Genomic DNA, 13111 nt, shown 5'->3' with positions numbered 1-13111 from the left:
ATCGCCGACGCATGCTCCTCAAGCACTGCCTGAAGGCTCGTCCTGCGATAGAGGTCGAGATTGGCGGTAAGTCTGCCGAGCTTCTCGCTCGCTTCCTCGGGCGTCACCGTGTCGATGTCGAGCAGCAGGTCGGCGACGCCGATCCGCTTGGCGAGTTCCTTGGTCTTGAATTCATAGGCGATCGGCAGCACCGGCGTGCCGACGCAGAGCGACATGATCATCATGTGCATGCGCGTTGCGACAACGAAGTCGAAGCCTTTCACCAGTGCCATCAGTTGCTCCGGCGTGTGGAACGAAGCGTCCACGCTGACATGCTTGGCGATCTCCGGATCGAGTTCGGCAACGATAGCCCGCGCCGTCTTGGAATCATCATGGGCGTATTCCGGCACGCCCTGGCAGGTGGAGACGAAGGTGACCTCCTTGGCGTGGTCCCTGACCAGGATGGTCGCGATCGCGCGGATCGAGTCGATGTAGCGGCGCATGCCGCCCTCGCCGTCGCTGACATAGTTCCAGTGACGGACGGAAATGGCGACGCGGCCGGTGACGGTCGCCGACTGGCCGGAGGCCAGAATTTTTCCGATCCTGTCGGTGTCGGCCAGGGCAAAGACGGCGTCGGCCACGACGTGGCATTTGCCGGGGTCTTTCACCATGTCCACAATGTGGCCTCGCGAACGTTCGTCGCGCAGCAGGATGAGCGGGCTCCGATCGAAGATTGGGCTCAACTCCTGGCGATTGTAACTTTTGTTGAACGGGCCGAGCGATTGCGTGAAGAAGACGGGGTCCTTGCCCAGAATCGCGTCGATCCGGAATTGATTGAGTCGCCGTTCCAGATTGTAAGTCTCGACAAGATAGGTTCCGCCTGTCGTGACCACGAGGTCGGCGTCTTTGTAGATCTCGAGACCACGGCGATTGCTTGAGCTGAACAAACGCCCGAGAACGCCGCGGATGCCGAACCGCCGCAGGGCATTGAGGACGAGCCGATTGTAGATCGGCTTGAACAGGTTCTTCAGCCCGCTGCCGTATTTGTAGCGGAACAGCGATTCCGACAGCAGCTTGTGGAATTCGAGATCAGGATACTCTTTCTTCGTGTAGAGCCTCGCCGCCACCTCCGGCTGGCTGTCGAAGACGTAGAACTGGATATCGTCTTGCACGATCGTCTTGAAAACATGGCGGATCGCCAGGAGAATCGCTGCATCCCCGGTATTCAGGCAGACGGTGTTTTCAACCGCGATCTTCATGGAATGACCTCATTTCGTGAGTAGTCCCGTGCTTCCATCGACGGGTGCGAAGGGGCGGATTGCAGGCGGGTTGGCCGAAAATGCTGCACGCCAAGGATGGTCCTCGCGTCGTGATTATTGGCGCGCAGCCCGATGGCAGGCCAACGCGCGGTCCATGTGGCCCAAGCAGAGCGAGATTAACCCATCGATTTTGCAGTGCAACAAAAAACGGGGATCTTTGCTACGCTGCAACCAAAAATGTTGCGATGCAGCAAGAGCTGTACTAGCATTGTCGCGGGCGGGCCAACAGCGGTCGAGTTTTCATGCTGCATGTCTTGTACTTGGTACACGACGTCTCCGACCCGGCAGTGCGCCGGCGGATCATAATGCTCAAGGCAGGCGGCGCCCAGGTTACGCTGGCGGGCTTTCGTCGTACGGCAAGCGCAGTTGCTGATGTCGAGGGCTTGCAGCCGATCGATCTCGGCCCGACTCGTGATGGCCGATTCGCCCAACGTCTGGCCGCGATCATGAAGGCAGTCGTCTCGACCGGCTCGAAGCTGGGCTCAATGCCACGGCCCGACCTCATTATCGCGCGCAATCTGGAAATGCTGGCGCTTGCCCGCCGCGCCAGGTCGGCTTTCCAGGCAACGGTGCCGATCGTCTACGAGTGCCTGGATATCCATCGCCTGCTGCTTCGCGACGATCCGCTGGGCTGGGCGATGCGCGGCGCAGAACGCTTCCTGGCCAGGGATGTGAAGCTTCTGGTGACCAGCTCTCCGGCCTTCATCGCCAACTATTTCAAGCCGTTCGGACAGATTGCCGCCCCGGTCGAACTGCTCGAAAACAAGTATTTCGAGCCAGCCGCGGCCTCGCTGGATGACCGCGCGGCGCCGGAGAACCCCGTAGCGCCGCCTTGGCGGATCGGCTGGTTCGGGGCGCTTCGCTGCCGTCGCTCCCTGGAGCTTCTGGCCGAATTTTCGCGCCGCCTCGACGGCCGCTTTGAAATCGTCCTCAGGGGCCGGCCGGCGCTGTCCGAATTTCCCGATTTCCACGGTTTCGTCGAATCGGAACCCTGGCTCTCGTTTGGCGGGCCCTACCGCAATCCCGAGGATATGGCGGCGATCTATCGCGAGGTCCACTTTTCCTGGGCCATCGACTTTTTTGAGCAGGGCCTGAACTCCGAATGGCTGCTGCCCAATCGGCTCTATGAGGGCTGCCGCTTCGGAGCCGTGCCGATTTCGATGGGAGCCACCGAAACCGGCCGGTTCCTTGACCGGCAAGGCATAGGGGTTCTTTTGCCAGAAGCCACGCCCGAGGCGCTCGAAGCCGCCGTCGGCACGATGGAGCAGCATCGGTTCGAGACATTGAGGGCGCGTGTTCTCGCCCGCAATCCGCGCATATGGAGCTACGACCGCGCCGATTGCCGGGCGCTCGTCGAAAAGCTCCGCGGGCTGACTGCGGCTCCCGGTCCATATGCTGCCGAAGCATTGGCATAGAAGGACTGCCGATGACGCAAACCGAAATTCCATCCTGCATGATCGTGGTTCCGTGCCTGAACGAAGCAGCCCATATCGGCGCGTTGCTTCGAGAGCTCCGCCCTGCGGCCGAGAGGCTGGGCGCCGTGATCATCGTTGCCGATGGCGGCAGCACGGACGGCACCAGGACGATCGTCGCGGACATCGCCGCAAAAGATCAGCGGGTGATCCTGCTGCACAATGAAAAGCGCTTGCAGAGCGCGGCAATCAATCTCGCCGTCGCCAGGTTCGGGGAAGGCGTCGACTATCTCATTCGCATCGACGCGCATGGCGGCTATCCTACGGATTATTGCGACCGGCTGGTCGAAGAAGCGCAGGCCACCGGTGCGGATTCGGTCGTCGTCTCGATGCTGACCAGTGGCAGCGGCATGGTTCAGAAAGCAGCGGCAGCGGCGCAGAACTCCAGGCTCGGCACCGGCGGCTCCAAGCACCGGCATCTTTCGGCGGGGGAATGGGTCGATCATGGCCACCACGCACTGATACGGATATCGGCCTTCACCGCGGTCGGCGGCTATGACGAAACCTTCAGCCACAATGAGGATGCCGAACTCGACTATCGGCTCCGCCAGGCCGGCTACCGCATCTGGATGACCGGCAAGACGCAAATGGTCTACTACCCGCGCTCCTCGCTGAAGGGCCTCTATTTTCAATATCTCGGCTATGGCCGTGGCCGGGCGAAGAACGTTCTCAAGCACCGCATGATCCCGAAGATCCGGCAGATGGTGCCGCTTCTGGTGTTCCCCGTGGTTCTTCTCGCCGCCTTTTCCTTCGTCCACTGGCTGGCGGCCGTGCCGCTTTTGCTATGGGCGTCGGTCTGCCTCGGCTACGGCTTTTGGACCGCCGTCAGCCAGCGCAAAGCCGACATTGCGCTTGCCGGGGTCTCGGCAATGGTCATGCATTTCGGCTGGTCGGTCGGTTTCTGGCTGCAACTGCTCGCACCGCGACCGCAGCGCGGGGTGGCGTGATGGACCCCCTCAGGAAAAATCGAAGCATCGATATCTGCGTCTGCACATTCCGCCGGCCGGAGCTTGCCGACACGCTTCGCTCCATAGCGGTCATGGACATGCCCGCGGGGTTCGACGTCGGTATCGTCATCGCCGACAACGACGATACGCCGACGGCCGGAACGCTGGTCGCCAAGCTGGCGGGGGAGTTGAAGCTGCCGGTGACCTACCGGCACGCCCCGGCCCGCAACATCTCGATCGCGCGCAACGCTTGCCTCGATACCAGTGCGGCGGATTTCGTCGCCTTTATCGACGACGACGAGACGGCCACCGCTGGCTGGCTTGCCGAACTGGTGGCGACGGCGGAAGCAACAGGTGCTGCGACGGTGCTTGGGCCGGTGCAAGCCCGTTACCTGCCGGATGCGCCCGCCTGGATGCGCAAAGGCGATTTCCACTCGACCTTGCCGGTCTGGGTGAGCGGCGAAATCCGCACCGGCTACACCTGCAACGTCCTGCTCAGGATTGGCGCTGAGAGCCTGCGCGGCCGGCGCTTCAGCCTGGCACGTGGCCAGACCGGCGGCGAAGATACGGAATTTTTCGACCAGATGGTCAAGTCCGGCGGCCGCATCGCCTTTTCGCCGGAGGCTTGGGTCTACGAAGCGGTGCCACCTGCCAGGGCGGCATTCGACTGGCTCGGCCGCCGCCGGTTCCGCGTTGGGCAGACGCACGGTCATCTTCTGGGGCGCAACGCACACGGCCTTGCCCGGCTCAAGCAGGTCGGCATTGCCGCGGCAAAGGCCGCCTACAGTTTCCTGTCGGCAATTCCGGTCGCCATCGACCCCGTACGTCGGAACCGCAGCCTGCTTCGCGGCATTATGCATGTCGGCGTCGTCAGCGGCCTCGTCGGGGTTCGTGAAATCCGCCAATACGGCCTGTCTTCGCCGCAGCAAGGGGGCAAGCGTGCAGCCTGACGTGAGCTTCGTGATTGCCGCCTACAATGCCGAGGCGACCATCGATCGGGCGATTGCCAGCGCCGTCGCCCAGCGCAATATCAGCGTCGAGGTCATCGTCGTCGACGACAAGTCGCGCGACCGGACGCTCGACCTGGCGAGATCGTACCCCGAAGACATCGTACGCGTTGTCGCGCTTGAGCAAAACCGTGGCCCCGGCGGCGCCAGGAATGCCGGCCTTGAGCTTGCACGCGGCAGGTGGGTCGCGGTCCTCGATTCCGACGACGCGGTCTATCCCGGGCGACTCTGCACCATGATCGAACGCGCGGAGAAAGCGGGCGCCGAGATCGCGGTCGATAATCTGCAGGTCGTTCGCGAGGATGGCGTTGCCGAAGAGACGATGTTCCCGGCCGACTATCTGGAAGGCCTCGGTTCAATCTCGCTGGCGGATTTCATCGGCGGCAATGTCCTCTTCGAATCGAGGTTCAATCTCGGCTACCTCAAGCCGATCTTCCAGCGCCGGTTCCTGAACGAGAACGGGCTTCGTTACGATGAAAGCCTGATCATTGGCGAAGACTATATCCTCCTGGCCAGTGCTCTGGCTAAAGGCGGCAATTGCGTGGTCGAGCCGACGACGGGCTATATCTACCACATTCGCACCGGTTCCATCTCCCGGGTGCTCGAACTTCATCACGTCGAGGCGATGCGCAGGGCCGATGCCACCTTCGCCGCGACCCATTCCATGGATGCTGCGGCCGAGGCGGCGTTCGCCAGGCGCGCTCGCAGCCTGCGCCGGGCGGCATCATTCCTGTCGCTGGTCCAGCACATCAAGGCGCGGTCCCCGCTCAAGGCGATATGGACGGCGCTCAGCGATCCGGCGGCGGTTCGGCATATGAGCATGCCGATCGCCGTCCGGCTGCGAAGGGTAGCGGCACAGTTTGCCGTGGTGGCGGGGAGGTGAAGGGCTGCAGGTGAATGAAGACAGTTTCGCCGCCTGCGACAGGGTTGAAATCGATCTCCTCAGAAGGAACATGCAATGAAAAAAGTCAGGAAGGCAGTCATACCGGTGGCGGGGCTCGGAACGCGGTTCCTGCCGGCGACCAAGTCCATGCCGAAGGAAATGCTGCCGGTGGTCGACAGGCCTGTCGTGCAATATGCGGTTGACGAGGCGTTCGAGGCCGGCATCGAGCACATCGTCTTCGTCACCGGCCGCAACAAGGCGGTGATCGAGGACTATTTCGACCTACATCCTGAACTGACCGGAACCCTGGAGCAGAGCGGCAAGAAGGCGCAACTCGAATCGCTTGAAAGCCTGCTTCCCGTCGCCGGCGCGACGAGCTTCATCCGCCAGCAGTCGCCGCAAGGCCTCGGCCATGCCGTCTGGTGCGCGCGCGAAGTCATCGGTGACGAGCCCTTCGCATTGCTTTTGCCGGACATGGTGTCCTTCGGCGGGCGCGGGTGTCTCGCCGAGGTCGCCGATCTTTATGCGCAGACTGGCGCAAACGTTATCGCCGTCGAGCGTTGCGATCCGACCGAGACCAGCAAATACGGCATTGTCGGGCGCGGCGCTGATGTCGGCACGGGCTTCGAGGTGACGGCCATGGTCGAAAAGCCGGCTCCTGCCAACGCGCCGTCGAACTTCTACATCAACGGCCGCTACATCCTGCAGCCCGAGATATTCTCGTTGCTGGCCAGCCAGCAGCGCGGCGCCGGCAACGAAATACAACTGACCGACGCAATGGTGCGTCTCGCACAGACCCAGGCCTTCTTCGCCCAGCCTTTCGACGGCCGCATGTTCGACTGCGGTTCGAAGGAGGGCTTCATCCAGGCCAATGTCGCTTTCGCGCTGGCGCGGGAGGACATGAAGGGCCCGATCTTCGAGATGCTGCAGGAATTCGTACGGTCGCATCAGCGTCGGGAAGAAGCCGCATAATGTCCATTTTTTCGAGGCATTGTGGGTGCGGCTGATGACGCAGGACAGGCCGTTGCGCCGCGCGCGACGCGCACTGTCCGGCGCAAGGTTTGCACCCTATGTCCCGACCTTCGAGGCGGTAGCGCCTGCAAACTAGAATTGGACCGAAGATGAACTATGCCAATTTTCCTGTCGACAAGAGGACGCCATTGCCGGCTTCTAATGCGGCAAACGCCGAAGACTTCATCGACATCGAGCGCCTGCTTGGCATGGCCGCGCGGCAGGCGAAAGTGGTTGCCGCCTGCGCCGTCATCGGTCTCTTTCTCGGCGTGCTCTATTTGCAGACGACGCCTCCTACCTACGTGGCGACGAGCAGCGTGCTGATCGACGAAGGATTGAACAAGGTCGTCGACGACATTTCGGCGGCGTCGGTCAGCATGCAGACCGACTCCGCCGTTCTGAGCCAGATCGAAATACTACAGTCGGCCAGGCTGGCTGGGGTGGTCGTCGACAAGCTGAAGCTCGATCAGAACGACGCTTTCATGAACCCTCCGACATCGGCCCTGTCGAAGGTTGCTGGCTTTGTGCGCGGTATCATCCAGTCTGTCCGCCCCAAGCGCGCCGCTAGCACAACCGATGTCACTCAGCTTGATGCTGCGACGCGTGACGCGATCACCGCATCGTCGTCGCCCCGCGACTATGCAATCTTCAAACTGCAGAACCAACTCGACGCCGAGCGGATCGGCCGAAGCTTTGTCATCAGCATCTCCTTCCAGGCGACGGATCCGGCGCTTGCGACCGCCATCACCAAGGCCTATGCCGACGCCTATCTCGCCGATCAGCTCGATGCCAGCTTCGACGCGACCGAGCGGGCGGCGGTCTGGCTGCAAGGCCGGCTGACCGAGCTTCGTGAGAGCTCCCAGGCGGCCGCATTAGCGGTCGAAAAGTTCAGGGCCGAACACGGATTGGCCGTCAATGACGGCCAGCTGATCAGCGACAAGCAATTGTCCGATCTCAACACCCAGCTGATCGTCGCGCAGGCCGATACCGCACGTGCCGGCGCCCGCTATCAGCAGTACAAGTCGATCGTCGAAAGCGGCTCGGACAATGCATTCAAGGACGCCGCGATATCGAACGACCAGCCGAGCAGCTCCGTCATCACGACGCTGAAGAACCGCTATCTCACCGTCGCCAAGCGGCAGCAGGACGTCGAAGCCAATTTCGGCCCGCAACATCCGCAGGCCGTCGCGCTCGCCAAGGAGAAGGCCGACATATCGGCGCAGATTTTCGGCGAGCTGAAGCAACTGACCGAAAGCTACCGTAACGAATACGAGGTCGCTCTGGCGCGCGAAACCGCGCTCCGCGCAAATGTCGCCTTGGCGGCTGGCAAGAGCTCCATCGACAACCAGTCGCAGGTCAAGCTGCGTGAGCTGGACCAAAAGGCGACGGCGCTGTCGACGCTCTACCAGACGTTCCTGAACCGCTATGAGGAGGCCGCCCAGCAGCAATCCTTCCCGGTCGGCAAGATCCGGGTCATCTCGGACGCGACGATGCCGCAGTCGGCCGCAACCCCGCGCACGGCCATCGTGCTGGGGCTTTCGCTGGCGCTTGGCATAATGATGGGCGCAGGGGTTGGTGGCCTGAATGAATTCAGGGAACGCTTCTTCAGGACCGGCGAGGATGTGCGCGACCGTGTCGGCCTCAAATTCCTCGGCTACCTGCCGGTCATCGGCAAGGCTGGCAAGGATGACCAGCGCAATGGCGGTCAGCCTGACGTCAAAGTCGTTGAATCCAAGACCGCCAAGTCCTCCAAATCCCAGCCCTCCAAAACATTGTCGGCAGCCGAAAAACGTGCGCGGATGCGGGTAACCGTCGATGCACCGGCATCGATGTTCTCAGAGACGCTGCGCAACGCCAAGATCGCCTTCGACGTCGTCATGGAGGGCCAGGGCAGCCGGGTCATCGGCGTGGTCTCGGTGCTTCCCGGCGAAGGCAAGTCGACGGTGGCGGCCAATCTTGCCGGGTTGCTTGCCGTCAACGGATCGAAAACGCTGCTGATCGACGGCGACCTGCGCAATCCCGGCCTCAGCCGCAGCCTCGGTATGGAGGCCGAGCAGGGCCTGATGGAAGCTGTGGTGAGCGGGCAGACATGGCAGTCGGTCGGCAAGATCGACCGGCAGACCAAGCTGGCTATCATCCCGGCCGTCCTGCGTGGCCAGTTTTCGCATACCAGCGAGCTTCTGTCTTCAGCCGGCATGCGGCGTTTCATCGATAACGCCAAGGAAACCTTCGAATACATCATCGTCGATCTGCCGCCGCTCGGGCCTGTCGTCGACGCCAAGGCCTTCGCTCCGCTTGTCGACGGCTTCGTGCTGGTCACCGAGTGGGGACGCACGCCGCGTGCGATGGTGCAATCCATGCTCAGCTCGGAGCCCTACATCGCCAAGAAGATCATTGGCGCGGTGCTGAACAAGGTCGAACTGAAGAAGCTGGCCAAATATGGCGCGATCGGCGGCTCGGAAAAATTCTTCGACAAATATTCGAGCTACTATCTGGAAAAATCGGAAGCGCGCACCAAGGCAGCCGCCTGAGCGACGACATCGCGCTCAGGAAAATATCAACCTGGCGCGGTTGTCGATGATCCTGAGGGCGGTCAGCTGGCCGGTTTGGAAGGCGCCGGTGTCTATGCCAAGCCGGCGTCCCTCGAGCTTCGGAGTGTCGACCGGCGTATGTCCGTGCACGACATAGCGGTCGAGAAGATGCGTAGCGTCGAAGAAGTCCGAACGGATATTCAGCAGGTCGTCCTCGTCCTGCGCGGCGAGGTCGATGCCGGGCCTGATGCCGGCATGGACGAACACGAATTTCGCCGAACAGACCATGACCGGCAGCGCACGCATGAAACTGACGTGGTCGGCGGGGATGATCTCCCGAATGCGCCTGTCGACCTCCTCGCTTGAACCGTAGAGATCGGCCATGCGCTCCGGGTCGACGCCGTAGGAAAACAGCGTTTGCAGGCCGCCTATTGCCAGCCACGACTCTCTCGAAATGATCCCGTCGAGATAGTTCAGCATCACGACTTCGTGGTTGCCGGCAAGGCAGATGCGCTGGAAATCATGGAGCGGCGGCGCCAGCAGATGATCGAGCACACGCGCCGACTGGGGTCCACGATCGACGTAGTCGCCAAGCATGATGATGAGCTTGCGCCCTTCGAAGGGCGCCGAATCGAGCAGGATCTTCTGCTCCAGGGCGCGGAGTTCCTTGTAGCAGCCATGCACGTCGCCGATCGCATAGACGACTGCGCCCCGCATATCGATCTCCAGCCGCTGGCGTGCCGCGGCCTGGGGCTTTCTCGATCGCTGGAACAGGGTCACGTATGGCATCTCGCATGGCTGTGGGTGCGTCTCGATTCCGAAACAACATGACGACACCGCGCGTGGATACCACGTCCGGCGCCGGTCGTTCCATACCGGAGCTTCGGACGCAACTCGGCTTCGGCGCCCCTTACAGGCCGATGCCGCGGCGGTTCAGCGCGGCGGTGATCTCGTCGAGGATGGCCGGGTCGTCGATCGTTGCCGGCATGGCCCATTCCTCCTTGTCGGCGATCTTCTGCATGGTGCCGCGCAGGATCTTGCCGGAGCGCGTCTTCGGCAGGCGCTTGATCGTCACCACCGTCTTGAAGGCAGCGACCGGGCCGATCCGTTCGCGCACCAGGGTGACAACCTCGTTTTCGATGATGCCGGCGTCGCGGTCGACGCCGGCATTGAGCACGACGAAGCCGAGTGGAACCTGGCCTTTCATAGCATCGGCAATACCGACGACGGCGCATTCGGCGACGTCGGGATGCGCGGCCAGAACCTCCTCCATGGCGCCGGTCGATAGCCGGTGGCCGGCGACATTGATGATGTCGTCGGTGCGAGCCATGACATAGAGATAGCCGTCCTCGTCCATCATGCCGGCATCCGCGGTTTTGTAGAAGCCGGGGAACTCGTCGAGATAGGCTTGGCGAAACCGCTCGTCGGCATTCCACAGCGTCGGCAGGCAGCCGGGGGGCAACGGCAATTTGACCACGACGTTGCCAAGCGTGCCACGCTTGACCTCATGCCCGGCATCGTCGAGCACGCGGATGTCATAACCGGGCATCGGCACGCCGGGCGAGCCGTATTTGACCGGCAGCAGGCCCAGTCCGGCGGGGTTGATGGTCATCGGCGAGCCGGTCTCGGTCTGCCACCAATGGTCGATCACCGGCACGGTCAATTTCTGCTCCGCCCATTTGATGGTTTCCGGATCGGCGCGCTCGCCGGCGAGGAACAGCGTCCGGAATTTGGACAGGTCGTATTTCGGGACGAATTCGCCCCTCGGGTCCTGTCCCTTGATGGCGCGAAAGGCGGTTGGCGCGGTGAACAGCGCGACGACGCCATGCTCGGCGATCACACGCCAATAGGTGCCGGCATCGGGCGTGCCGACCGGCTTGCCCTCGAACAGGATCGTTGTGCAGCCATGCAGCAGCGGGCCGTAGACGATATAGGAATGGCCGACCACCCAGCCGACATCGGAAGCCGCCCAGAACACTTCGCCCGGCTTGACGCCGAACTCGTTTTCCATCGACCATTTCAGCGCGACCATATGGCCGCCATTGTCGCGCACGATTCCCTTCGGCTGGCCGGTCGTGCCCGACGTGTAGATGATGTAGAGCGGATCGGTGGCAAGCACCGGAACACAGTCGACATTGGCACCCGCGGCCCGCTCCCGCGCCACGGCGTCGGCATAGTCGATATCGTGGTTTTCCCTGAGTTCGCAGCGCAGTTGGTCGCGCTGCAGGATAAGGCAGCTTTCCGGCTTGTGCCGCGACATCTCGATCGCCTTGTCGAGCAGCGGCTTATAGGCAACGACGCGCCCTGGCTCCAGGCCGCAGGAAGCGGAGATGATCAGCTTCGGCTTGGCGTCGTCGATGCGGGTGGCGAGCTCATGCGAGGCAAAGCCGCCGAAGACCACCGAATGCACGGCGCCGATCCGCGCACAGGCAAGCATTGCGAAGGCTGCTTCCGGTACCATCGGCATGTAGATGATGACGCGATCGCCTTTTTGGATGCCACGATTCTTGAGCACCGAGGTCAGCGCGACCACCTCGCGCTTCAACTCGGCATACGTGAATTTCCTGATTGTGCCCGAAATCGCGCTGTCATGGATCAACGCGATCTGGTCGGCACGGCCGCCCGCCACATGACGATCGACGGCATTGAAGCAGGTGTTGCACGAGGCGCCAACGAACCACCTGCCATAGACGCCGGCATTGGCGTCGAACACCGTCTCGAAGGGCGAGAACCAGTCGATTGCGCCGGCGGCATCGGCCCAGAATTTTTCCGGGTCGCGTTTCCAGCCGTCATAGACCTCGTGGTAGCGTGACGCCATCCAGCTTCCTCCCCAGGAATGTTTGCTGTCCTTGAAATAGCGTATGCTGGTTTGTGTAACCATGTATTTGTGCGTTTCGTTTGCTGTCGTTCTAACTTGGCCGCAAGTGCGGGTCATGGTGGTCTGGGGGCCGGTATCGTTCGAATTTTCGGCATTAGGGGCAGGGCGCGATGAAATTGCGATATGAGCTTGGGTTTGCCGCGGTTGCGACGCTGGCGGTGGTGCTCGCTTCAGCTGCTCAGGCAGGCGACGCGGCGGCCCGGCGCGTCATCGGCTTTTCGCCAGACGGCAACTACTTCGCCTTCGAACAGTACGGCACGCTCGATGCCGGTGCTTCGGATTCGGGCTGGTCGGAGATCGAGATCATCGACACGCGGACCGATGAGTTCGTCGGCGGCAAGCCGATCGTCATCGCCGACGAGACGGAGGATTCGACATTGACGCTTGCGCAGGCGAGGGCACAGGCCGCCGAACTGGCGGCGCCCTTGCTGGCCAAATATGCCATCGCGCCGCGCGGCGAGCGGACTGCCTTGGACAGGTTCACCTTTCCCGACGACATGGTCGCCTACAATGACATTGCGCGCCTCGAGCAGGTTTCGCAAAAATGGCTTTCGCCGGCCTATGACGAGCTTGGCACCATCCAGCTCGAGCAGATCCGTGCCGACAGCACGGCGGATTGTTCAGCGAGTTTCGACGCGACGCAGCAAGGCGAAACGACCGGCAAGGCGCTCGGCTTTCGCCTGACGCTGCAGGGTCAGGACGGCAAGCCGATCAAGCTGCTGCATGAGGACAAGGCGGTGCCCGGTTCGAGGAATTGCCCGACTTCCTACAGCCTGTCGGAATCTTACGCATTCACCCCGGATGGAAAACCGGGCGTGCTTGCGGTGCTCGTGCAGCGCTTCAGCCAGGGATTTGAAGGGCGCGACCGCCGTTTCATCGCCGTGACTGGCCAGGCGCACTGAGGCAACGCGCTGAGACGTAGTCCGCTACCCGAGTTTGTTGTCCCTAAAGCGGGAGGGCAGCGAGCATAAGTCCGACCCCGCCGACGATCAGCAAGGCGGCTGCCAGCACCTTTCCATGGCGCTCGAAACCCGTCGGCGCCCGATCCCAATTGTAACGCATGCTCGAACTCCCCAAACCCGCA

The 13111-nt window shown here is 62.3% G+C and carries 9 protein-coding genes and 1 pseudogene; 7 read left to right on the top strand and 3 right to left on the bottom strand.

The window, feature by feature from the left end; translation table 11 throughout:
• Positions 1-185: 185 nt before the first annotated feature.
• Positions 186-1238, bottom strand: a pseudogene (locus NKJ32_RS15490) (polysaccharide pyruvyl transferase family protein); the annotation flags it as partial.
• A 302-nt stretch (positions 1239-1540) separates the two neighbouring features.
• Here NKJ32_RS15490 and NKJ32_RS15485 point away from each other — a divergent pair.
• The 6 genes from NKJ32_RS15485 to NKJ32_RS15460 all read left to right on the top strand — a co-directional run bounded on the left by NKJ32_RS15485 (position 1541) and on the right by NKJ32_RS15460 (position 9149).
• Positions 1541-2713 carry a glycosyltransferase family protein gene (locus NKJ32_RS15485; RefSeq protein ID WP_352568348.1) on the top strand — a complete coding sequence of 391 codons (1173 nt, stop codon included), beginning with the start codon at positions 1541-1543 and terminating at the stop codon, positions 2711-2713.
• Positions 2714-2724: 11 nt separating this feature from the next.
• Positions 2725-3717, top strand: a complete 993-nt coding sequence (locus NKJ32_RS15480) for a glycosyltransferase family 2 protein (protein WP_352568347.1) — start codon at positions 2725-2727, stop codon at positions 3715-3717.
• Positions 3717-4667, top strand: coding sequence for a glycosyltransferase family 2 protein (locus tag NKJ32_RS15475; protein WP_352623307.1), 951 nt, complete (start codon positions 3717-3719; stop codon positions 4665-4667). The genes NKJ32_RS15480 and NKJ32_RS15475 overlap by 1 nt, the downstream gene beginning before the upstream one ends.
• Positions 4657-5607: a glycosyltransferase family 2 protein gene (locus NKJ32_RS15470; RefSeq protein WP_352568345.1), complete on the top strand. Its 951-nt coding sequence runs from the start codon at positions 4657-4659 to the stop codon at positions 5605-5607. Before NKJ32_RS15475 ends, NKJ32_RS15470 begins: the two co-directional genes overlap by 11 nt.
• A 75-nt stretch (positions 5608-5682) precedes the next feature.
• Positions 5683-6579 carry a UTP--glucose-1-phosphate uridylyltransferase GalU gene (galU, locus tag NKJ32_RS15465; RefSeq protein WP_352568344.1) on the top strand — a complete coding sequence of 299 codons (897 nt, stop codon included), beginning with the start codon at positions 5683-5685 and terminating at the stop codon, positions 6577-6579.
• Between the two features lie 149 nt (positions 6580-6728).
• Entirely contained in the window at positions 6729-9149 is a 2421-nt protein-coding gene (locus NKJ32_RS15460) for a polysaccharide biosynthesis tyrosine autokinase (protein ID WP_352568343.1), read from the top strand.
• 15 nt (positions 9150-9164) lie between these two features.
• Here the strand turns inward: NKJ32_RS15460 and NKJ32_RS15455 are convergent, their stop codons facing one another.
• Both NKJ32_RS15455 and NKJ32_RS15450 read right to left on the bottom strand, forming a co-directional pair.
• The gene (locus tag NKJ32_RS15455) at positions 9165-9938 is read right to left on the bottom strand and encodes a metallophosphoesterase family protein (RefSeq protein ID WP_352827977.1); all 774 of its coding nucleotides are present in this window, start codon (positions 9936-9938) and stop codon (positions 9165-9167) included.
• Positions 9939-10059: 121 nt separating this feature from the next.
• Positions 10060-11967 carry a propionyl-CoA synthetase gene (locus NKJ32_RS15450; RefSeq protein WP_352568341.1) on the bottom strand — a complete coding sequence of 636 codons (1908 nt, stop codon included), beginning with the start codon at positions 11965-11967 and terminating at the stop codon, positions 10060-10062.
• Positions 11968-12137: 170 nt separating this feature from the next.
• Here NKJ32_RS15450 and NKJ32_RS15445 point away from each other — a divergent pair, with 170 nt between their 5' ends.
• Positions 12138-12929: a DUF2259 domain-containing protein gene (locus NKJ32_RS15445; RefSeq protein WP_023676324.1), complete on the top strand. Its 792-nt coding sequence runs from the start codon at positions 12138-12140 to the stop codon at positions 12927-12929.
• The last annotated feature ends 182 nt before the right edge of the window (positions 12930-13111 follow it).

The sequence above is a fragment of the Mesorhizobium sp. M0159 genome, assembly GCF_040322295.1.
GTDB lineage: Bacteria > Pseudomonadota > Alphaproteobacteria > Rhizobiales > Rhizobiaceae > Mesorhizobium.
Note: the sequence above shows the minus strand (reverse complement) of the source record. Positions and strands in the feature narration are given on the sequence as shown.

What these genes read in the sequence shown, in the direction of transcription:
- NKJ32_RS15485 (WP_352568348.1), top strand. Translation starts at nt 1,541, where the DNA reads ATGCTGCATGTCTTGTACTTGGTACACGACGTCTCCGACCCGGCAGTG.
- NKJ32_RS15480 (WP_352568347.1), top strand. Translation starts at nt 2,725, where the DNA reads ATGACGCAAACCGAAATTCCATCCTGCATGATCGTGGTTCCGTGCCTG.
- NKJ32_RS15475 (WP_352623307.1), top strand. Translation starts at nt 3,717, where the DNA reads ATGGACCCCCTCAGGAAAAATCGAAGCATCGATATCTGCGTCTGCACA.
- galU (WP_352568344.1), top strand. Translation starts at nt 5,683, where the DNA reads ATGAAAAAAGTCAGGAAGGCAGTCATACCGGTGGCGGGGCTCGGAACG.
- NKJ32_RS15460 (WP_352568343.1), top strand. Translation starts at nt 6,729, where the DNA reads ATGAACTATGCCAATTTTCCTGTCGACAAGAGGACGCCATTGCCGGCT.
- NKJ32_RS15455 (WP_352827977.1), bottom strand. Translation starts at nt 9,938, where the DNA reads ATGCCATACGTGACCCTGTTCCAGCGATCGAGAAAGCCCCAGGCCGCG.
- NKJ32_RS15450 (WP_352568341.1), bottom strand. Translation starts at nt 11,967, where the DNA reads ATGGCGTCACGCTACCACGAGGTCTATGACGGCTGGAAACGCGACCCG.
- NKJ32_RS15445 (WP_023676324.1), top strand. Translation starts at nt 12,138, where the DNA reads ATGAAATTGCGATATGAGCTTGGGTTTGCCGCGGTTGCGACGCTGGCG.